Origin of the sequence: Kitasatospora sp. NPDC052868, from assembly GCF_044547105.1 — a bacterium.
Taxonomy (GTDB): domain Bacteria; phylum Actinomycetota; class Actinomycetes; order Streptomycetales; family Streptomycetaceae; genus Kitasatospora.
Window position 1 is genome coordinate 104,951 of the sequence record NZ_JBITZW010000008.1, and the last position, 18,068, is coordinate 123,018.

18 protein-coding genes are annotated in these 18,068 nt (G+C 71.8%); 13 read left to right on the plus strand and 5 right to left on the minus strand.

Going from position 1 to position 18,068, the window contains the following annotated elements:
- Positions 1-441 precede the first annotated feature (441 nt).
- The 3 genes from ACIGZJ_RS15720 (at position 442) to ACIGZJ_RS15730 (ending at position 3,086) form a co-directional block, all read left to right on the plus strand.
- Positions 442-1,494: a LacI family DNA-binding transcriptional regulator gene (locus ACIGZJ_RS15720; RefSeq protein WP_396457732.1), complete on the plus strand. Its 1,053-nt coding sequence runs from the start codon at positions 442-444 to the stop codon at positions 1,492-1,494.
- Positions 1,495-1,719: 225 nt separating this feature from the next.
- Positions 1,720-2,067, plus strand: a complete 348-nt coding sequence (locus tag ACIGZJ_RS15725) for a GntR family transcriptional regulator (protein WP_396457733.1) — start codon at positions 1,720-1,722, stop codon at positions 2,065-2,067.
- The gene (locus tag ACIGZJ_RS15730; RefSeq protein WP_396457734.1) at positions 2,064-3,086 is read left to right on the plus strand and encodes a DUF1648 domain-containing protein; all 1,023 of its coding nucleotides are present in this window, start codon (positions 2,064-2,066) and stop codon (positions 3,084-3,086) included. Before ACIGZJ_RS15725 ends, ACIGZJ_RS15730 begins: the two co-directional genes overlap by 4 nt.
- A gap of 25 nt (positions 3,087-3,111) precedes the next feature.
- Here ACIGZJ_RS15730 and ACIGZJ_RS15735 read toward each other — a convergent pair whose 3' ends face one another.
- From ACIGZJ_RS15735 to ACIGZJ_RS15750, 4 genes are all read right to left on the minus strand, one after another.
- Entirely contained in the window at positions 3,112-3,930 is an 819-nt protein-coding gene (locus tag ACIGZJ_RS15735) for an alpha/beta fold hydrolase (protein WP_392934092.1), read from the minus strand.
- Between the two features lie 118 nt (positions 3,931-4,048).
- Positions 4,049-4,774 carry a hypothetical protein gene (locus tag ACIGZJ_RS15740; RefSeq protein ID WP_396457735.1) on the minus strand — a complete coding sequence of 242 codons (726 nt, stop codon included), beginning with the start codon at positions 4,772-4,774 and terminating at the stop codon, positions 4,049-4,051.
- A gap of 41 nt (positions 4,775-4,815) precedes the next feature.
- A complete protein-coding gene (locus ACIGZJ_RS15745; RefSeq protein ID WP_396457736.1) occupies positions 4,816-5,130 on the minus strand; it encodes a hypothetical protein in 315 nt (104 codons plus the stop codon).
- A gap of 5 nt (positions 5,131-5,135) precedes the next feature.
- Positions 5,136-5,570 carry an ATP-binding protein gene (locus tag ACIGZJ_RS15750; RefSeq protein ID WP_396457737.1) on the minus strand — a complete coding sequence of 145 codons (435 nt, stop codon included), beginning with the start codon at positions 5,568-5,570 and terminating at the stop codon, positions 5,136-5,138.
- A gap of 197 nt (positions 5,571-5,767) precedes the next feature.
- Between ACIGZJ_RS15750 and ACIGZJ_RS15755 the strand changes: the two genes are divergently transcribed.
- The 8 genes from ACIGZJ_RS15755 to ACIGZJ_RS15790 all read left to right on the plus strand — a co-directional run bounded on the left by ACIGZJ_RS15755 (position 5,768) and on the right by ACIGZJ_RS15790 (position 11,474).
- On the plus strand, positions 5,768-6,628 hold the full coding sequence (locus ACIGZJ_RS15755; RefSeq protein ID WP_396457738.1) for a helix-turn-helix domain-containing protein: 861 nt from the start codon (positions 5,768-5,770) through the stop codon (positions 6,626-6,628).
- On the plus strand, positions 6,625-6,858 hold the full coding sequence (locus ACIGZJ_RS15760) for a DUF397 domain-containing protein (protein WP_396457739.1): 234 nt from the start codon (positions 6,625-6,627) through the stop codon (positions 6,856-6,858). Before ACIGZJ_RS15755 ends, ACIGZJ_RS15760 begins: the two co-directional genes overlap by 4 nt.
- A gap of 79 nt (positions 6,859-6,937) precedes the next feature.
- Positions 6,938-8,080 carry a winged helix DNA-binding domain-containing protein gene (locus tag ACIGZJ_RS15765; protein ID WP_396457740.1) on the plus strand — a complete coding sequence of 381 codons (1,143 nt, stop codon included), beginning with the start codon at positions 6,938-6,940 and terminating at the stop codon, positions 8,078-8,080.
- A 384-nt stretch (positions 8,081-8,464) separates the two neighbouring features.
- The gene (locus tag ACIGZJ_RS15770) at positions 8,465-8,578 is read left to right on the plus strand and encodes a lasso RiPP family leader peptide-containing protein (RefSeq protein ID WP_380571953.1); all 114 of its coding nucleotides are present in this window, start codon (positions 8,465-8,467) and stop codon (positions 8,576-8,578) included.
- Positions 8,579-8,590: 12 nt separating this feature from the next.
- Entirely contained in the window at positions 8,591-10,468 is a 1,878-nt protein-coding gene (locus ACIGZJ_RS15775) for an asparagine synthase-related protein (protein ID WP_396457741.1), read from the plus strand.
- Complete coding sequence (locus ACIGZJ_RS15780; protein WP_392934069.1) at positions 10,468-10,725, plus strand: lasso peptide biosynthesis PqqD family chaperone; 258 nt, start codon at positions 10,468-10,470, stop codon at positions 10,723-10,725. Before ACIGZJ_RS15775 ends, ACIGZJ_RS15780 begins: the two co-directional genes overlap by 1 nt.
- Positions 10,722-11,162, plus strand: a complete 441-nt coding sequence (locus tag ACIGZJ_RS15785) for a lasso peptide biosynthesis B2 protein (protein WP_396457742.1) — start codon at positions 10,722-10,724, stop codon at positions 11,160-11,162. The genes ACIGZJ_RS15780 and ACIGZJ_RS15785 overlap by 4 nt, the downstream gene beginning before the upstream one ends.
- Before the next feature lie 159 nt (positions 11,163-11,321).
- Positions 11,322-11,474 (plus strand): hypothetical protein, encoded by a 153-nt coding sequence (locus ACIGZJ_RS15790; protein ID WP_396457743.1) that lies wholly within the window; start codon positions 11,322-11,324, stop codon positions 11,472-11,474.
- Between the two features lie 22 nt (positions 11,475-11,496).
- On the opposite strand, the gene ACIGZJ_RS15795 is transcribed toward ACIGZJ_RS15790, so the two are convergent.
- The gene (locus ACIGZJ_RS15795; RefSeq protein ID WP_396457744.1) at positions 11,497-12,081 is read right to left on the minus strand and encodes a DinB family protein; all 585 of its coding nucleotides are present in this window, start codon (positions 12,079-12,081) and stop codon (positions 11,497-11,499) included.
- 490 nt (positions 12,082-12,571) lie between these two features.
- Between ACIGZJ_RS15795 and ACIGZJ_RS15800 the strand changes: the two genes are divergently transcribed.
- Both ACIGZJ_RS15800 and ACIGZJ_RS15805 read left to right on the plus strand, forming a co-directional pair.
- A complete protein-coding gene (locus tag ACIGZJ_RS15800) occupies positions 12,572-16,312 on the plus strand; it encodes a ricin-type beta-trefoil lectin domain protein (RefSeq protein WP_396457745.1) in 3,741 nt (1,246 codons plus the stop codon).
- A 209-nt stretch (positions 16,313-16,521) separates the two neighbouring features.
- A partial coding sequence (locus ACIGZJ_RS15805; RefSeq protein WP_396457746.1) for a glycoside hydrolase domain-containing protein occupies positions 16,522-18,068 on the plus strand: 1,547 nt, incomplete at its 3' end.

An 18,068-nucleotide genomic window follows, 5' to 3' on the forward strand; every position in this document is an offset into this window, starting at 1 on the left:
TCGAACCGAAGGGCAGCAGCACAGCCATGGACAGAAGACCCGGCTCCTCCCCCGCCGCGTTCCGCTCCCCCGCCTCCCCCGACCCCGCAGGGGCGCCGCGCGCCACCGGCGCCGACTGAGCACCGCGCCGACGCGCCACCCGCCCCGCCGCCGACTCCTCGGAGCGACCCCGGCAGCCGGCGTGGGAAGTCGGCCGGTCCGACTTCCCGCGCCGCACCGGGCCCGCGTGGGCCAGCACACGGAGCCCCAGATGGGCGCGAGCCTCCAGGTTCACGCCCCAAAGCCTCGGCCACGCCCCCTCGCACTCCACAACACCCCCCACCCCGACAGCACCAACCGCCCCACCGTCCCATCACCCTGCGTCACCAAACCTCGACCCAACCGCCTCCTATCCACGAGACCGTCCGATCATCGGACGAACACCTCTGTAGGCTCACCCGCATGTCAAGAGTGACCCGTGACGACGTGGCCAGGCTGGCCGGCACCTCCACCGCCGTGGTGAGCTATGTGATCAACAACGGCCCGCGCCCCGTCGCCGCCGCGACCCGGGCGAAGGTCCTGGCCGCCGTCGAGGAGCTGGGCTACCGGCCCAACGGCGTCGCCCAGGCGATGGCCCGGCGCCGAAGCAACCTGATCGGCATGGTCGTCCCGGACGCCCGGCAGCCCTTCTTCGCCGGGCTCGCGCACATGGTGGAGCAGGCCGCCACCGAGCGCGGACGACTCCTGCTGATCGGCAACTCCGACTACGCCAACGAACGCGAGGCGCACTACATCCGCGCCTTCCTCGGCATGCAGGTCGACGGCCTGATCCTGGTCACCCAGGACCCGTCCGCCCCCGGCATCACCGGCTTCGACGCGACCGACGGCACCCGCGTCGTCCTGCTCCACCACCGCGCGGAGAGCCCCGACGGCGTCGCGGTGGTCGCCGACGACGAGGGCGGCGCCCAACAGGCCGTCCGCCACCTGCTCGACCACGGGCACGCCGAGGTGCACTGCTTCGGCGGCACCTTCGCGCTCAGCCCGAGCGACCCGGTCACCTCCCGCACCGCGGGCTGGGCCGCCGCCCTGGCCGATGCCGGCCTGCCCGCCGGCGGCCGCCCCATCGAGGAGCAGCTGACCACCGCGCCGTTCGACCGGGTCCGCGCCCACGCCGTGGCACGCACCCTGCTCGCCCGCCCCGACCGGCCCACCGCCGTCTTCTGCGCGACCGACGACCAGGCGATCGGCCTGCTCCGGGCCGCCGACGACCTGGGCATCCGCGTCCCGGAGGATCTCGCGGTCGCCGCGTTCGACGACATCGCCGAGGCCGTCATCGCCGGGCCCGCGCTCACCACGGTGGGCTCCCCGCAGGACGCCATGGCACGCACCGCCGTCGACCTGGTCCTGGGCATCGAGCCCGAGGCCGGCGCCGGCGCCCGGACCTTCCCCGCGCACCTGGTCGTCCGCCGCTCCTGCGGCTGCGGGAAGCCGCGCGCGGCCGCCGCCAGGAGCTGACCCCTCCCGCCGGCCCGACCGCACCCGAGCAGCCGAAGGCCCGGTGCGGCCACCTCCCGAGGTGGCCGCACCGGGCCTTCGACACATCCACGCCTGCGCGCATCCGCACCATCGCACAGTCACGCCTTCACACAGTCACGCCTTCACGCCTTCACGCCTTCACGCAGCCAGCCGGCCAAGATCCCGCCGCCCAAAGAAACATATGGTGCTATGTTCACTAGCACCATGTTGCTGAAGCTGGACACCACCGACACCCGCCCACTGCACGAGCAGGTGGCGGGAGCGATCCGGCGCGCGATCGCCGAGGGCGAATGCGCCCCGGGCGACCGGCTGCCCCCGGCCCGGGACCTCTCCCGGGCACTGGGCGTCAACGCCAACACCGTCCTGCGCGGTCTGCGCACACTGCGCGACGAAGGGGTACTGGAGTTCCGCCGCGGCCGCGGCGTGACCGTCGCCGAGGGGGCCGACCAGCGGTCCGACCTCCTCGCCCGGGTCCGCCTGCTCGTCGACGACGCGGCACTCCAGGGCTACAGCAGGGCCGATCTCATCGAAATGATCAGGGGGATAGCGTGAACGACCGACCGGTTCCCAAGACCCGCGCCCGATGGGGCGCCGCCGCCTGGGCAGCCGGGGTGACGGTCATCCTGGCCGTGCTGCCCTGGATCGCCGCCGACCGGCTGCCCGACCCGGTCGCCACCCACTGGAGCGGCAGCTCCCCCGACGGCTCGATGCCGCTCTGGGCGGCGTCGCTCGGGCCCGCCGCGATCTGGGCGGTCCTCGTTCTCACGGTCGCGGTCATCGGCCGACGCGCGACCCAAAGCCCGGGCACCGGCACCGGCACCGCCACCCCCCTCTGGACCGCGCCCGCCCTGTTCTCCGCCGGAGCCCTCCTGACGGCCGCTCAGATGTCCATCGTCCGCGCCAACCTGGACCGCGCCACCTGGCAGGACGCCCGACCGGTCGGCCTGGCCGTCCTGCTCGCCGTGGCCGCCTCGGCCATCGCGGGCCTGCTCGCCTGGCTGATCGCCCGCCGCAGCGCCCACCCGACGCCCGCTCCCTCCCCGGCCACCCCGGCGGCCACCCCGCCGGCCGACGGCCCGCACCTCGACATCCCCGAAGGCGCGCGCTTCGCCTGGCTCTCCCGCACCACGAACCCCTGGCTCGCCCTGATCGCCGCCCTCACCGGCCTCACCGCCGTGGCCGCCCTCCTCGCCGCCGCCGGGGGTCTGACCGGCCTCCCCTGGGGGCTGGTCCTCCCCACCGCGTTCGCGTCCGTGGCGGTGCTCTGCTGCTCCACGGTCCAGGCGGTCGTCACACCCGCCGGCCTCTCCGTCGCCTTCGGACCGCTCGGCTGGCCGGTCCGCCGCTGGTCCGCCGAGGACATCGCCTCCGCCCGCGCCGAACACCGCACGCCCGCCCAGGCCGGCGGCTGGGGCTACCGGCTGAACGGCCTGGGCACGACGGTGATGCTGCGCAGCGGCGAGTGCCTGGTGATCCGCCCCCGCAAGGGCGCCGACTTCGCCGTCAGCGTCGGCGACGCCGAACGCGGCGCGGCCCTGCTGAACTCCTTGGCCGCCCGCCGGCCGAGCTGAGCCGGACGGGACCTCGAACCGACCCCTACCCCTCCCGCCCGAGCACCCACGGCAGGGTGACGCTCACCCACTGCTCCGGCTGCGAGAGGTGCGGAGCGTGACCGGCGCCGGTGTACAGGTGACGCTCCGCCTTCGGCAGCGCCAGGTCGATCAGGTCCAGCACCTCCCCGTACATCGGCGCGCTGTCGTCGCTCTGCGTCAACAGGGCCGGTTCGCCGTACTGGGTGAGCAGGTTGAGGTCCAGGTCCAGCGCGTCCGGGTCGCGCAGCTCGTCCAGGTACGTCGGCGCGTTCCGGACGTAGGTGTGCCGGATCGGCGCGGGCAGCTGCGCCCACGCCCCCGGGCCGAAGGCGAGCGACTCCACGAACAGCTCGGCGGCCGCCGCCGACTCCGCGTCCTCCAGCAGCTCCCGGACGGCGGCGATCCGGCCGGCGAAGGCGGTGCCGATCGGTCGCAGGTCCGGGTCGGCGAGCAGCATCGCCGTCCCGGGCGGCTCGTGGACGGCCAGGCCGCGGAAGAGGTCGGGGCGGGCGGCGGCGAGGCGGAGCGTGACCAGCGAGCCGTAGGAGTCCCCGCAGACGAACGCCGGGGCCAGGCCCAGCCCCTCGATCAGGCCGGCCAGGTCGGCGGCGTCCTCGTACACCGAACCCTGGGTGAGCAGGTCCTCGCTGCGGCTGTGTCCGCGCCGGTCGTACGCGACCACGGTGGCCTCCTCGGCCAGTCCGGGCATCACGCGCGACCAGCTGTCGGCGTCGCTCCACGAGCCGTGCACCAGCACCACGCCGGGCCCGGCGCCCTGGGCCTCGTAGTACAGCGACACCCCGTTCACCCTGATCTCGGCCATCTCGGGGCCTCCCGACCTCGGTCGCTCCCCCGCTCTCTGCTCCCCACCGCCTTCCCATCCAGACTGACACATCCGGGCGCCCTCGGGCCTGCCGCGCCCGGCCCGCCCGTACGGGACTTCAGACCAGCGGCCCGAACACCCCGCGCTCCCAGTGGCCGAGCCAGGAGGCGGTGTCGGACGGTTCGGCCTGGCCCTCGGTCGACTCGTCGTAGGGCAGGACGGCCGTCGGCGCGAGGAATCCCTCCCCGGGCTCGATCCGCAGCCGCAGGACCCGTAGCGGGCGGCGCAGGATGACGAAGTACCGCAGGTCCTCGGTGTCCGGGTGGCGGTTGTCGTACCGCTCGTGGATGGTGCGGCAGACGGACTTGATGTCGGTGTCGGCGAGCAGCAGGTAGCGGGTGCCGGGGCCGAGGTTGACGCAGAGTCGTCGGCGGGCGGTCTCCCGGGCGGCGTACGGCAGTTTCTGGTGGTTGTCGACGTGCAGGCCGAGCCGGCGGCCGGTGTCGGGGGCGGTGTGGGTGGTGAGCGCCTCGGCGGGGTCGCTGGTCTCACCGAGGGTGACGGGGTACGGGTCGCCGAGGCCCGCGACGATCCCGGCGAGCGCGTCCCGGCTGTCGATGGCGGCGGGCAGCCGGAACAGTTCGACCAGGCCGCTGTCGCGGTTGAAGATGCCCGGCGTGAACCGCTCGACGTAACCGTCGGGGGCGGGCTGCCAGCGTCCGTCGGGGATCACGGCGGTGTTCTCGTACTGGGGGTCGAGGTCGGTCGTCCAGCGGACGCCGGCGACCTCGCAGCGCGCCTGGAGCGCGGTGGCATCGCGGTGGGCGATGGCGGCGGGGTGCATGTCGGGTTCCTCTCGGGTGGGTCTTGGGCTGTCACTACTCGTTACTCGTTCTTGTCGGCGGAATCTCGACGGCGGTGCCAGCGGTCGACGGCGCGGTCCGACCAACCGACGCCCCGCATCAGGGCGGCGGCGAGGGTCGTCCACCAGACCACCCGGGCGGCGGCCGGCTCCCCAGGGGCGACGAGCGCCGCGGCGACGAAGGCGAGCGCGAGGCTCACCGCGAACACGACCGCTGCAGCGACCAGCTCGGCGCCGGTGGGGCGGTTCGCGGGGCGGCCGGTGGGGCCGCCGGGCCCCGGGGCCGGATGACCTTCGCGCGGGGCGTGATCACGTCCGACCGGACGACTGCGGGCCATTGCTCTCAACTCCTCGTCGGTACGGGCTGGTTGTCCTCGGCGAGCAGGACGCGCACCCAGACGCGTTTGCCCGCACCTCGCCGTATGACCACACCGAAGTCGAACGCCAACTCCCGGACCAGCTCGATCCCTCGCCCACCCTCGCCGAACCGGCGGGGCCGGCGTTCCTGCAACGGCAGGTCGAAGCGCGGGTCCCACACCTCCAGGCGGCAGTCACCGCCGAACTCCTGCAGGTAGAGCCGCACTTCGCCATCACCCCGACAGGCGTGGACGACGGCGTTGGTGACGAGCTCGGAAGTGATCAGGACGAGATCGTCGACACGCTCGCCCTGCCACCCCCACTCGGTGAGTCGCTGGCGGACCTGGTGACGGGCGGTACGCACCGAGCGGTCGTGCTCGGTGAGGATCGCCTCCCAGGAATGGAGGACAGGCCTGCTCACAGTGGACATGGTTCGCCCCTCTTCGCATCTCGACGCCCCATCAGGAGCGTGTCTGTGCGGTCACGTTGAGTGTGGAGCATGAGAAATCGAACCTGCAACACGAACACAAAAACAAATCCGCTGATCTTGAAACGGCTTGAGTCAGAGACCGTTCTGCGGCAAGACTGGTCGTCCACACCCGGAGGGAGGGGCGCCACTTGAACACGGACCTGTCAGCGATCAGGCAGATCCGCCTCGGCGATGAACTGCGTGCCTGGCGGCTGGAGAACAACAGAACCTTGGTCGACGTCACCGCCGGACTGAAGGGCTGGAACGCCGCTCGTCTCAGCAGAATCGAGCGCGCCCACCAGTCGATCAGCGCCGCAGACCTGGCAACGCTGCTCGACCACTACGGCGTGGCCGGGAAGGAGCGGGAAGATCTGGAAGGCCTGCTCGGGGATGGTCCGTCGAAGCGCTGGTGGCGCAGTCTCGACTTCGCGGACAGCATCACCGCGGCGTTCGCGGAGTACCTTGACCTCGAAGCCGATGCCTCACACATCTCAGAGTACTTTCCTGCGGCCTTCCCTGGACTGCTCCAAACCGAGGGCTATGCGACGGAGATGATCGCGGCAAGCCTCAGCGCTCCCAACGACGAGCAGATCGAGGCAGCGACTGAACTCCGGCTTCGTCGGCAGAGCAGGCTCACCGACGATCGACCACTCAACTTCGAGGCCTACTTCGGAGAGGTGGCGCTGCTTGTGGCGGGAGACAAGGGGATTCTCGCTGATCAGCTGCGTCACGTGATCAAGGTGTCCCAGTATCCGAACGTCACGGTCCGCATGGTCCCGCTCAGCGCCGGACGGCCTGGCATTCTGGCGTCCGGCGTTGTACTGATGCGCTTCCCCGGGGACCCTGAAGATGGGTTCGTCTTCATTGAAGCCGTCGGCGGTATGCTCCCGCGTAGAACGGGGCGCGACGTACGGCGAGCCGAGCGGGCCATTGCCCGCGTCACGCGATGTGCCTTGTCTTCCGAGGACACCATCACAGCCCTTGAACGCAAGTTGGAAGAGTTGACGTGAGCGAAAAGCGCGACCCCTACGACCACAACCCCGCCGACGCCAACTGGGCCAAGTCCCCCTTCTCTGCCGACGACAACGGCAGTTGCGTGATCATTGCTCGGTTCTCCAACGGCGACGTCTGGCTCGGCGACGACAAGGACCTCACCCGCCCTCACCTCGCCTTCGACCAGGCCGAATGGACCGCCTTCGTCCAAGCCATCGAAGCCCGCGACCCCCGCTTCACCGCCTGACGCCGAACGGCCCTGCCCCGACAATCCCCCGGGCAGGGCCGCTTCACCGCCACGGCGCCGGGTGCGAGACGATCACGGCATGCGAATCACCGCCCGGGAGCTCAACCGCTCCACACTCGCCCGGCAGTTGCTCCTGCAACGGGAGCCCCTCGACGTCGCCGAAGCAGTCCGGCGCGTGGTCGCACTGCAGGCCCAGCAGGCCGCCTCCCCCTACATCGCACTCTGGAACCGGGTCACCGACTTCGACCCGGCCGACCTCGACGACGCCTTCACCACCCGGACCGTCGTCAAGTCGACCCTGATGCGGATCACCCTGCACGCCGTCCACGCCGACGACTACCGGGCCTTCCACGAAGCCGTGCAGCCATCCGTACGCGCCTCCAGACTCGGCGACCGCTTCACCGCCTCAGGGCTGACCGCCGAGGACGCCGACGCGCTGGTCCCGGAGATCCTGGCGTTCGCCGACCAGCCCCGCACGAACGCGGACTACGAGGCCTGGCTCGAACAACGGCTGGGCGCGCCCCCGCAACCCGGAGCATGGTGGGGGCTGCGGCAGATCGCGCCGCTCCTCCACGCCCCGACCAGCCCACCCTGGTCCTTCGGCCACCGGCCCTCCTACATCGCGCCGCGGGTCCGCCCGACACTCGCAGATCCAGCCGTCTCCGCCACCTCCCTCCAAACCCTGGTCCGCCGCTACCTCGAAGGCTTCGGACCGGCCTCGGTGGCGGACATCGCCCAGTTCGCCCTGGTCCAACGCGCCAGGGTGAAGAAGGCACTCCAAGCCCTGGCCGACGACCTCGAACAGCTCGAAGGGCCCAACGGCGAGGAACTGTTCGACATCCCAGGAGCCCCCCGCCCGGCCGAGGACACCCCGGCCCCACCCCGCCTGATGGCCATGTGGGACAGCGTCCTCCTCGCCTACGCCGACCGCAGCCGCGTCATCCCACCCGACTACCGCACCCTCGTCATCCGCCGAAACGGCGACGTCCTCCCCACCCTCCTGGTCGACGGCCACGTCGCCGGCGTCTGGCGCCCCACCGAACAAGGCATCGAGGCAGCCGCCTTCCACGACCTCCCCGACGACACCTGGACCCAACTCGCCACCGAGGCCCACTCCCTGACCACCCTCCTCGCCGACCGCGACCCCACCCCCTACCGCCGCTACGACCACTGGTGGACCAAACTCCCCACCACCACAACCCGCTTGCTCCCCGGGACCTGAGCGCGCGTCCCGCCGGGGGGCGCAAAACGACCGTCGGGGCAGTGCGGATCCGGCCGTTCGAGGCCGCAACAAGAGCTGTTCACGTGCGTTCCGTGACGACGGTTAGTCGTGTGAACGGTCAAAATCTGTCATCGGCCCAGCCCTTCGAAGGTGCGGGCACGCCACTGTCACATGCCATCAGCTGCCTTGCAGCATCGGACGCCGACGATGGTTGGTGTCCGCCCGAGTGGCGTCCGGAACCCCGCCGCGCGCCGCCGGGGCACCGGTGGCGGAATGTGCTGCGGCGCGCGTGCGCCCCCGTTGGCCGGTGCGCGGCCGCGCTGGTTGGATGACGCCCGGTCGGCCAAGCAAATCGCATGTCCCCGTCAAGCGAGAGGAACTGTCATGAGTGACATCTACGAGCCCCCGATGCTGATCGAGCTGGGCGACTTCGCCGAGCTGACCCGCGGCTTCATCATCGGCGACGTCTTCGACGGCCACGGCTTCTACCTCATCTGAGCAGGTCGGACGATGAGTGGCCACCCGAGGACCTGGTTCGTGGTCCTGCCGGACACCGAAGCGCCCTCGGCCGTGGCCGTGGTGCAGGAGACGGGCGCCGCCCGTGTCCTGCACCACCCGTCGGGCCGGCCCTGGATCATCGGGGACTGGCCGGCGGCGGAGCTCGTCTCCGCCCGCGTCGGCGAGGTGCACCTGGCCGTTCTCGGCCACAGCAGCGCCGACACCGCCACCCTGCGCCGCCACGCCGAACGGCCGGACGGCGCCGACCTCACCGCGCTGGCCGACCGGTTGGACGGCAGCTTCCACCTGCTGGTCAGCGCGCACGGCACGGTCCGCGCCCAGGGCACCCTGTCCGGACTGCGCCGGCTGCACCACGCACGGGTGAACGGCCTGCCGGTCCTCGCCGACCGGGCGGACGTCCTCGCCGAGCTGACCGGGCAGGCCGTGGCAACCGAGCGGCTCGCCCTGCGCCTGCTGCACCCGCTGCCCCACCCGCTGGGCCTGCTCTCCCTGTGGACCGGCGTCGAGTCCGTCCCCTACGACCACAGCGCGCTGCTCGCACCGGACGGGCCCGTTCGCACCGTGCGCCGCTGGCGTCCGCCCGCACCCCGGCGCCCACCCGCCGAGGCCGCCGAGGCGGTCGGGGAGGCGCTTCGACTCGCCGTCGCGGCCCGCACCGCCCCCGGCGGACTGATCGCCAGCGACCTGTCCGGCGGCCTGGACTCCACGCCGCTGAGCTTCCTGGCGGCGCGCGGTCCGGGCGACCTCCTGACCGTGACCTTCGGCTCGGTCGACCAGCTGCACGGCGACGCCCCGTGGGCGGCGGCCGCCGCCGCCGAACTGCCCGGCGCCCGACTCCTGGTAGGAGCCGAGACGCTCCCCGCGATGTTCGCCGGACTGGAGCATCCGGGCGAACAGGGCGACGAACCGTTCGCCTGGACCAGGACCCGGGCCCGCGACGAACACGTGGCCCGCGAACTGGGCGCCCGCGGCGCCCGGCTCCGGATCAGCGGCGAGGGCGGTGACGAGGTGCTGCAGCTCATGCCCGCCTACCTGCGCGCGATCGCCCGCCGCCACCCGGTGACGGCGGCGCGGCATCTGCACGGCCACCGGGCGCGGCTGCGCTGGCGGCTGGGGCCATCGCTGCGGGCACTGGCCGACCGGCGGAGCTACCGGATGTGGCTGGCCGACGCGGCCGAGCACCTCGCGGCCACCACCCCTCCGCACGGGGCGGCGCTGCTGGGCTGGGGCGTGCCACCGCGCCTCCCCCCGTGGGCGGACTCCGAGGCGGTCCACACCGTCCGGGCCCAGCTGCTCGCCGCCGCCACCGGCGCCGAGCCGCTGGCTCCCGTGCACGCGCAGCACCAACTGCTGCACATGGTGCACCACAGCGCCGGCGCGATGCGGCAAGCCGTCGAGCTCACCGCCCGGGTCGGCACGCCCTACACCGTGCCGTTCCTGGACGACCACGTCCTCGAGGCCTGCCTGGCCGCCGACCCCGCGCTGCTCGGCACCCCCTTCGCCTACAAGCCGCTGCTGACCCTCGCGATGGCCGGCGTGGTGCCCACGCACCTGCTGCGCCGACCGGGCAAGGGCGACTTCAGCCCCGACGCGTACGAGGGCCTGGCCCGCCACCGCCGCCAACTGGCCGACCTCACCGAACAGAGCGCGCTGGCCGCGGCCGGACTGATCGACGCCGCCGCGCTGCGCCGGGCCTGCGTCGGCCTCTACCCGCCCGGCACCTCCTACGCCGCGCTGGACGCCACCCTCGGCTGCGAGCAGTGGCTCCGCGCGCGGACCACCCACCGCACGGCCCCCACGCCCGCCCCCGCCCCCGCGGACGGCGGACACCGCAACACCGGCACCTCACCGACCCCTGGAGGGCACTGATGGCAGCGAAGCTGCGCGCGGACGTGACGCTGACCGAGACCGAGGCGGGGGGCGTGCTGCTCGACGAACGGGCGGGCCGCTACTTCCAGTTGAACCGCACGGGCGTCCTGATCCTGCGCACGCTGATCGACGGGCGCTCGGTGGAACAGGCCGCCGACGTCCTGGCCGAGCGCTACCCGGTCACCGCCGACCAGGCCCGCACCGATGTGGAGAGCCTGCACCGGAGCCTCACCGCCGCCGGGTTGATCACCGAATGAGCCTGCCGCACGCGGAACCCGTCGCCCGGCCGCCCTGGCGCAGCCGCCCTGCCGCGCTCACCGCGATCGCACTGGCCCGGCTCCTCGAAACGCTGCCGCCGCACCGGATCCGCCGCCTCCTCCTGCACCTACGGCGCGGCGCACGGCCCGCCACCCCGGCCCAGGCCGCCGCAGCCCGGCAGACCGTGGTCGCGCTCAGCGTGCGCTGCGCCGGCCAGGGATGCCTGCAACGCTCACTGGCCGCCGCCCTGCTCTGCCGACTGCACGGCAGCTGGCCGACCTGGCGCACCGGCGTACGACTCGCCCCCTTCCGCGCACACGCCTGGATCGAAGCCGACGGCACCCCGGTGGGCGAGCCCGCCGAGCTCGCCCACTTCCAACCCATGATCACCGTCGCCCCGGTGAGCCACGGCACCGACCGACAGCCGGCCCGGTAACCCCTCCCGACTCCTAGGTATAGAACTGCCAGACGTTGGTGACACATGGATTTCCGACTACACAGGAGTCCTGTCATGCCCCCTTCGCCGCAACAGCAGCAGGATCGCCAGGCCCGGCGACGCCTGGCAGTCCTGCGACACGACGAGGAGTTCTATCGCATGCTCGCCGGTGTCGTCGTCGACGACACCGGCATCCTGAACGACAAGCTCCGAGAATGGGAGGACTACTACAACTTCCACCGCCCCCACGGAGGTCTCGGCGGCCAGGCGCCCTACGAACGCCTCAAGCAGAAGACCGAGACCCACGTGTAACCGAGCTCCGGCAGATGCACATCTAGGCCTTGATTGGTGCGGCCGACCTGGCGGCCTGCTCGATCTTCGCGCAGTGGGCTGCGCGGGCCTCCTCGTCGATCTGCTTCTCGCTCTCGGCGCGCACCCCGGTCCGGCCGTCGAGGCCCTCGCGCAGGATGTCGGCGTGCCCGGCATGCCGGATGGACTCGCCGAGGACGTGGACCATGATGGCGAACAGGTTGGTGTTGGGATAGGGCTCCGGCCACCACGGCACGTGGCCGGAGGCGTCAAGGGGAAGCTCGTTGATCGTCGCGTCCGAGTGTTCCCACGTGCGCCGGTAGAACCCGATGATCTGATCGCGGGTCTCGTCCTCGGTCGCCCACAGATCGCTGCCGTCGGAGTCCTGCCACCGGGCCAGCAGTTCCGGGGAAGGGCGGTCGAAGACCTCGCCGAAGTACCTGGCCTCCACGGTGGCCACGTGTTTGACCAGACCGAGGAGGTTGGTCCCGGTCGCTGTCAAGGGTCGGCGGGCGTCATATTCGGACAAGCCGTCCAGCTTCCAGAGCAGCGCCTCTCGGTCCCGCCGCAGTCTCCCGTGCAGGTTGTCCTTCGCGAATTCATCGATCATGAGGCACGAGCCTGCCACGGACTGCTCGTGACACCGAGCCAACGCCTTCCCCTCCGGCTCGGGGAACGTCCACGCCGGCGGCGGAACGGCGACCCGTCATCGCCAACGCGACCGCCCCGCTTCCGGGCAGGCCGAAGGCCTACTGGATCAGCATGTCAGTCCATGTCGATACAACGTCATATGGACAGGCTCCGCCCATGACTGATGTGACAGTAGGCGACGACTTGATTGCACTGCCAGACCGTTCGGCCGCCATGCATGCGATGTTTACGCATTCTTGACCTAGCGATCTCACACATTCCGGACATGTCCAGGCAAGGCGACAAACAGTTTGACCCGCCTGCACGTCAGGGCCCATCGTTCCGACCCGAACAACGCCTCAGGAGTGGGGCCACGACCCCGGAGGGATCAACTCATCGACATGTCCGCTACATCACGCCCAACTACCGACACATCCCCGCCGCCTCCGACCCGCGCGCGGGCATCCAGGATGATCGCGCTCGGGGCAAGCTGCGTCCTCGGCCTCGGGCTGCTGACCACGCCGGTCGCCGCCGCAGCCGACACCACGCCGCCGACAGCGCACGGCCCCGTCGGCGGGGTGCCGCCGCTCGTCCCGTCGTCCCCGGCGCCGCCCCGCACACCGGTCCAGCAGGCGATGATCGACGCCGTCGCCAGGGCCAAGTCGACCGGTGCGCCGGTCGTCGTCGACGCGATGACCGGCGAGGCGTCCAAGACCATCGCGAACCCCGACGGAACGCTGACCACGACCGACAACTCGCAGCCGGTCAGGACGAAGCGCGACAACGCGTGGACCGACCTCGACGCCACACTGAGGGCGAACGCGGACGGCACCGTGAGCCCGGCCGTCACGAGCATCCCCGTGGCGTTCTCCGCCGGCGGCAGCGGGCCGATGGCCACCATCTCCACCACGGACGGCAAGTCGCTCTCCGTCGGCGCCCCGTTCGCCCTGCCCAAGCCGGTGCTCGACGGCGCGACCGCGACCTATGTGAACGTCCTGCCCGAGGTCGACCTCCAGCTGACCGCCCTGCCGGTCGGCGGGTGGCGTGACGTGATCGTCGTCCACACCCCGCAGGCCGCCGCCAACCCGGCACTGAAGAACCTGCGCTTCCCCATCACGGGCCAGGGGCTGACCGCCACCTCCGACGACCACGGGCGCATCGACGTCAAGGACGACACCGGCGCGGTGCGCTTCCGCTCACCGGCACCGCTGCAGTGGGACTCCTCCGGCCCGGCGTCCACCTCCGTCGCCGCCGCTCCCAAGAACACCAAGACCTCCAAGACCGCCGCAGCCGCACCGGCAGCGGAGCCGCAGCCGGCCAACGGCGCGCCGTCCACTGCGGAGAGTCCCGGGGACGGCGCCATCGTGGCGGCCATCGGCAGCAGGGTGTCCGGCGGCGCCATCGAACTGACCCCGGACCAGAACGCCCTCGGTTCCGGCACCGGGCCCTGGTACCTGGACCCGACACTCACCGCCGTCACCAGCTCCGCCGAGGGCTCGGTCGAGGTCCAGGAGAACCACCCGGGCACGCAGAACTACAACAAGAAGTCCAACCCCTCCACCGGCTACTGCGGCTACCGGAGCAGCGATCCGAAACTGGACTGCAACCCCCTCGGCCGCCAGCGCGCCTACTTCCAGTTCAAGGTCAACCCGGCGATCCACACCACGGTCCCCGGTGCCGAGTACCCGCCCACACTGTTCAGCTCCACCCTGTACGGCGATGTCACCGGAGCATCCAGCCCCGGCACCCCGACCGAACTCGGCGTCTTCTGGGCCCCGAGCGGCATCGGGGAAGGCACGACCTGGAGTTCGCAGCCGTGCGGCACGAACGGCAACGTCGTCATGGAGGGCTGCTCCTTCGTCGGGAGCCAGAACATCACCGGCGTCGGGCCGCTGAGCGTCGACGTCACCGACATCATGAAGCAGGCGGCGGCCGCCACCTGGCCGACGTGGACGATAGCGATCGCGCCGCGCGCCAACGAGTGGGAGAAGCTCTACCGCCACGCCCTCGCGAGCAACCCGAGCGTCGTCACCACCTACGACATCACCCCCACCGTCTGGTACCCGCGCACCAGCCCCGCACCTGGCTTCGCCAAGACCGGGGCCACGGCCGAGTGCAGCAGCGGAGGCGCCTACCCCTGGGACAACCCCGGCTGGGTCGGCAACAACCTGAACCTCAGCCTGACCGTCAACAGCTACTCCCCGGCCGGGCAGTCGCTGTTCACCGGCTACATCATGTGGGACGACAACGACCCCAACTTCCGCATTGAGAACGGAAGCTGGGGAGGCTCCCTCAACAACCCGGGGCCGTCCCTGAGCGTCGGCTCGCTGTCCGACGGCCACCAGTACGGTTGGCTCGCCCGCTCCACCGACACCATCCTCACCTCGCCCAACAGCAACATGTGCTTCTTCCGGGTCGACCGGACGAACCCCCGTCTGAGCATCAGCTCCGGCGACTTCCCGCCCTCCGGCACCCCCAACGACCACCCGGCCAAGTACGCCGGTGACCTGGGCGCCTTCACCGTCAACGCCGAGGACCCGGCTCCCGCCGCCGGACTCCAGGCCTCCGGCATCGCCTGCGTCCGCGTCAGCTCCGACCCCACCCCGGTGACCGGCTGGCAGTGCGGGCAGCCCGGAACGTACGGGCCCGGTGAGGCCGTCACGCACAGGCCCACCAACTGGGGCACCAACTTCGTCTACGCCTGGGCGATGGACAACGCCGGCAACTACAGCCAGCCCGCCTCCTACAGCTTCTACGCCCCCTGGAAGCCCGGCACCCTGCTCCCGTTCGGCGACGTCGACGGCGACCAGAAGCCGGACATCGTCACCGCGGACGGCAAGGGCGACCTGCGCGTCATCGGAGGCACCTCCGACCCGGTCAACTCGAAGGCCGCCCCGGCGGCTGCGGCCCCGGGCAGCAGGGAGTACGGCACCACCTGGTCGGACTTCCAGCTCAGCCACCACGGCACCCTGGCCCCCGGGCAGGCCGTCGACCAGATCGTCGCCCACTACACCAAGGACAGCCCGGCCGACCTCAAGAACGTCCTCTACCTGATCCACAACGACGGTACGGGTGGCTTCGCCAAGCTGACGCCCACCGCCCTCACCCGACCCGGCAGCTGCACGACGTACGCCACCGGTGCCTCCTGCCCTGACTACACGCCGGGTGTCTGGAGCAAGGTCTCCCAGGCTGCGGCCATCGGCACCCCCGAAGGCGAGGCCGTCGGACGTGACATCAAGGATCCGAACCGCAAGGTCGTCCTGAGCCAGACCTCCATCCTCACCCTGGAGCAGGAGGGCGCGAACCGGCCGCCCAGCCTCTACCTCTTCCAGTCCGGAGGCCTCGCCGACGAGCTCAGCTCGGCGACCCTGATCCCCACGACCAGCGGCAGCTGGGCGGACTACGAACTGCTCACCCCCGGTGCCGCCAACGGCGCCACCACCAAGCCCGGGACCACCACCCCCGTCAACCAGACCACCATCTGGGCCCGGCACCGCACCAACGGCAACATCTACTCCTACGCCCTGGGCTGGAAGGCCGACGGGACGGTCGACTACTCGTCCCTCACCAAACCCGACCAGGGGTTCCTCATCCTCTCCGGCGCCGACTGGACCGCCGCCGCCCAGCCGAAGGTCGGCGCGGCGGACCTCAACAACGACGGCCTCCCGGACGTCTGGGCCATCGACAACAACAACGCCATCACCGTCTACCCCGGCATCAGCAAGACCGGCACGCCCAACAAGGTCGACGGCTTCAACCCGATCCAGTACCTCGGCTACGCCAACGCCGGTGTGTCCATCCGCTCCAACCTCACCGGACTCTGCGCCGACGCCGAGGGCGGGCCCCGCGACGGGGCGGACGTGGCCGTCTACGGCTGCTGGCAGACCGCCAACCAGCGCTTCAACTTCGTCACCGACGGCACCGTCCGGGCCGGCATCTACTGCCTCTCCACCAAGAACAACGCGCTCGGCAACGGCACCCCGGTCATCCTCTCGCTCTGCAGCGACGACAAGGCCGCCGGCCAGAAGTGGAGCATGCGCCCCGACGGCCGCATCTTCCTCCCCGCCACCGTCGACGCGGGCAGCCCCGCCGGGAAGTGCCTCGAACTGCCCGGCTGGGCCACCGCCCAGGGCACCCGCCTCGGCATCTACGACTGCCCGCAGCTCCAGGCCAACCAGCAGTGGACGCTGAAGCCCGAACTCACCCCGTGACGTCGGGGCGACCCGCGCACTGCCGGATCGGCTAGACCCCCGAGGTAGGCGGGGCCCGCAGTACGCGGGCCCCGCCTACCGCTGTCGGGGGCGGGCCCTGTGTCGGGCGGCCGGCGGCGGCGTGGATATCGTGGCCGCCGGTGCCGCGCGGCCGACTTCTCGGCGCACGGCCTTTCGCAAGGTCAGGAGAGATCTGGGTGAAGTCCCCTATGACAGCGCTCCGGAGGGCCGCGGTCGTCGCGATGGCCGTGCTCGCGGCGGCTCCCGCCGTCGGCTCCGCCGAAGCCGCGCCCGCCGGAGGTCCGGACACCAAGGCGGTGACGTACCAGGGCCGCGTCTTCCGGGTGCCCGTGGCCTGGCCGGTGGTGGATCTGGCCGTGGACCCGCAGGCCTGTGTCCGCTTCGACCAGCACGCGGTGTACCTCGGCCACCCGGGCGAACAGCAGGTCTGCCCGCCGCGGTTGATCGGCCGCACGGAGGCGCTGCTGGTCGAGCCCGCCGCAGCGGCCGCACCGGACCGGGAGGGCTCCAACCCGGTCGCGCACATGATCCGGGCGAGCGACGGTGTCGTCGCGGTGACCGGGACGTACGACACGGACGAGCAGCTGGTACGACGGATCGTCACCGGCGCCGGGCTCACCCCGGAGCCTGCACACCAGCCGGCGCACCAGACGACGGCGCCCGCGACGGCCCTCGCCCCGCGCGCCACCGCTGCCGCCACCGCCACCGCGCCGTCCCAGCAGGCCCTGGCCTCGCAGGCCGCCCCCGCCGCCGCGCCGGCGCTGGTACCCGCGTCGGCGACGAACTACACCGGCAAGGGATTCGACGCCTGTACGGCGCCCTCCGGCGCCGCGATGAACGCGTGGATGGCCTCCTCCCCGTACCGGGCGGTCGGCATCTACATCGGCGGCGCCAAGCGGGCCTGCGCCCAGCCGAACCTGACGGCCTCGTGGGTCCAGCAGCAGCAGGCCGCCGGCTGGGCCTTCATGCCGCTGTACGTCGGCGTGCAGGCCGCGAGGATCTACTCCCCCGCCACCGAGGGCGCCAACGCCGCCGCCGACGCGGTGAGCCAGGCCCAGGCCCTCGGCCTCGGCCCCGGCGCGATCCTCTACTACGACATGGAGGCCTACGCCCCGCAGTACTCGGGCGCGGTGCTCGGCTTCCTCACCGCCTGGACCAACGAGCTGCACGCCTGGGGCTACAACTCCGGTGTCTACAGCAGCTCTTCGTCCGGAGTGAAGGACCTGGCCAGCAACGTCGGCAACAGCGCCTACGCCATGCCCGACGCCGTCTTCAGCGCCAACTGGAACGGCAGGGAGGACACCGACGACCCGGCGATACCGGCCGGCTACTGGTCCAACCACCAGCGCGCCCACCAGTACGCCTCGCCGAAGGACGCGGAGACCTGGGGCGGCTTCACGATAGGGATCGACCAGGACTACCTCGACATCCAGCTCACCAGCGCCCCGCCGTCCCAGTCCTCCGGGTTCTTCCTCGGCGTGCGCCAGAGCTCGGGCAGCTGGCCCGGCTTCAGTCCGCTGTCGGGCGGGGCGGGCGTGTTCCGCGGCTCGGAGGCCGCGATCGCCGGGCTGCCCGGGGGCTCCTCACAGGAGCTGGGCATCGGCCTCGACGGCATGCTCTTCCACGGGGTCCGCGCCGCGAACGGCAGTTGGAGCGGGTTCGCCCCGCTCCCGGGCATCGGCACGCCCACCATGGCGGCCCGCCAGGCCGGCATCGCGGGGCTGCCGGACGGGTC

Bases quoted from the DNA above. Each gene is read 5' to 3' on its own strand.
- ACIGZJ_RS15800 (WP_396457745.1), top strand. From the start codon at position 12,572: ATGATCGCGCTCGGGGCAAGCTGCGTCCTCGGCCTCGGGCTGCTGACC.
- ACIGZJ_RS15775 (WP_396457741.1), top strand. From the start codon at position 8,591: ATGAGTGGCCACCCGAGGACCTGGTTCGTGGTCCTGCCGGACACCGAA.
- ACIGZJ_RS15790 (WP_396457743.1), top strand. From the start codon at position 11,322: ATGCTCGCCGGTGTCGTCGTCGACGACACCGGCATCCTGAACGACAAG.
- ACIGZJ_RS15720 (WP_396457732.1), top strand. From the start codon at position 442: ATGTCAAGAGTGACCCGTGACGACGTGGCCAGGCTGGCCGGCACCTCC.
- ACIGZJ_RS15725 (WP_396457733.1), top strand. From the start codon at position 1,720: ATGTTGCTGAAGCTGGACACCACCGACACCCGCCCACTGCACGAGCAG.
- ACIGZJ_RS15795 (WP_396457744.1), bottom strand. From the start codon at position 12,081: ATGATCGATGAATTCGCGAAGGACAACCTGCACGGGAGACTGCGGCGG.
- ACIGZJ_RS15770 (WP_380571953.1), top strand. From the start codon at position 8,465: ATGAGTGACATCTACGAGCCCCCGATGCTGATCGAGCTGGGCGACTTC.
- ACIGZJ_RS15785 (WP_396457742.1), top strand. From the start codon at position 10,722: ATGAGCCTGCCGCACGCGGAACCCGTCGCCCGGCCGCCCTGGCGCAGC.
- ACIGZJ_RS15765 (WP_396457740.1), top strand. From the start codon at position 6,938: ATGCGAATCACCGCCCGGGAGCTCAACCGCTCCACACTCGCCCGGCAG.
- ACIGZJ_RS15780 (WP_392934069.1), top strand. From the start codon at position 10,468: ATGGCAGCGAAGCTGCGCGCGGACGTGACGCTGACCGAGACCGAGGCG.
- ACIGZJ_RS15735 (WP_392934092.1), bottom strand. From the start codon at position 3,930: ATGGCCGAGATCAGGGTGAACGGGGTGTCGCTGTACTACGAGGCCCAG.
- ACIGZJ_RS15745 (WP_396457736.1), bottom strand. From the start codon at position 5,130: ATGGCCCGCAGTCGTCCGGTCGGACGTGATCACGCCCCGCGCGAAGGT.
- ACIGZJ_RS15740 (WP_396457735.1), bottom strand. From the start codon at position 4,774: ATGCACCCCGCCGCCATCGCCCACCGCGATGCCACCGCGCTCCAGGCG.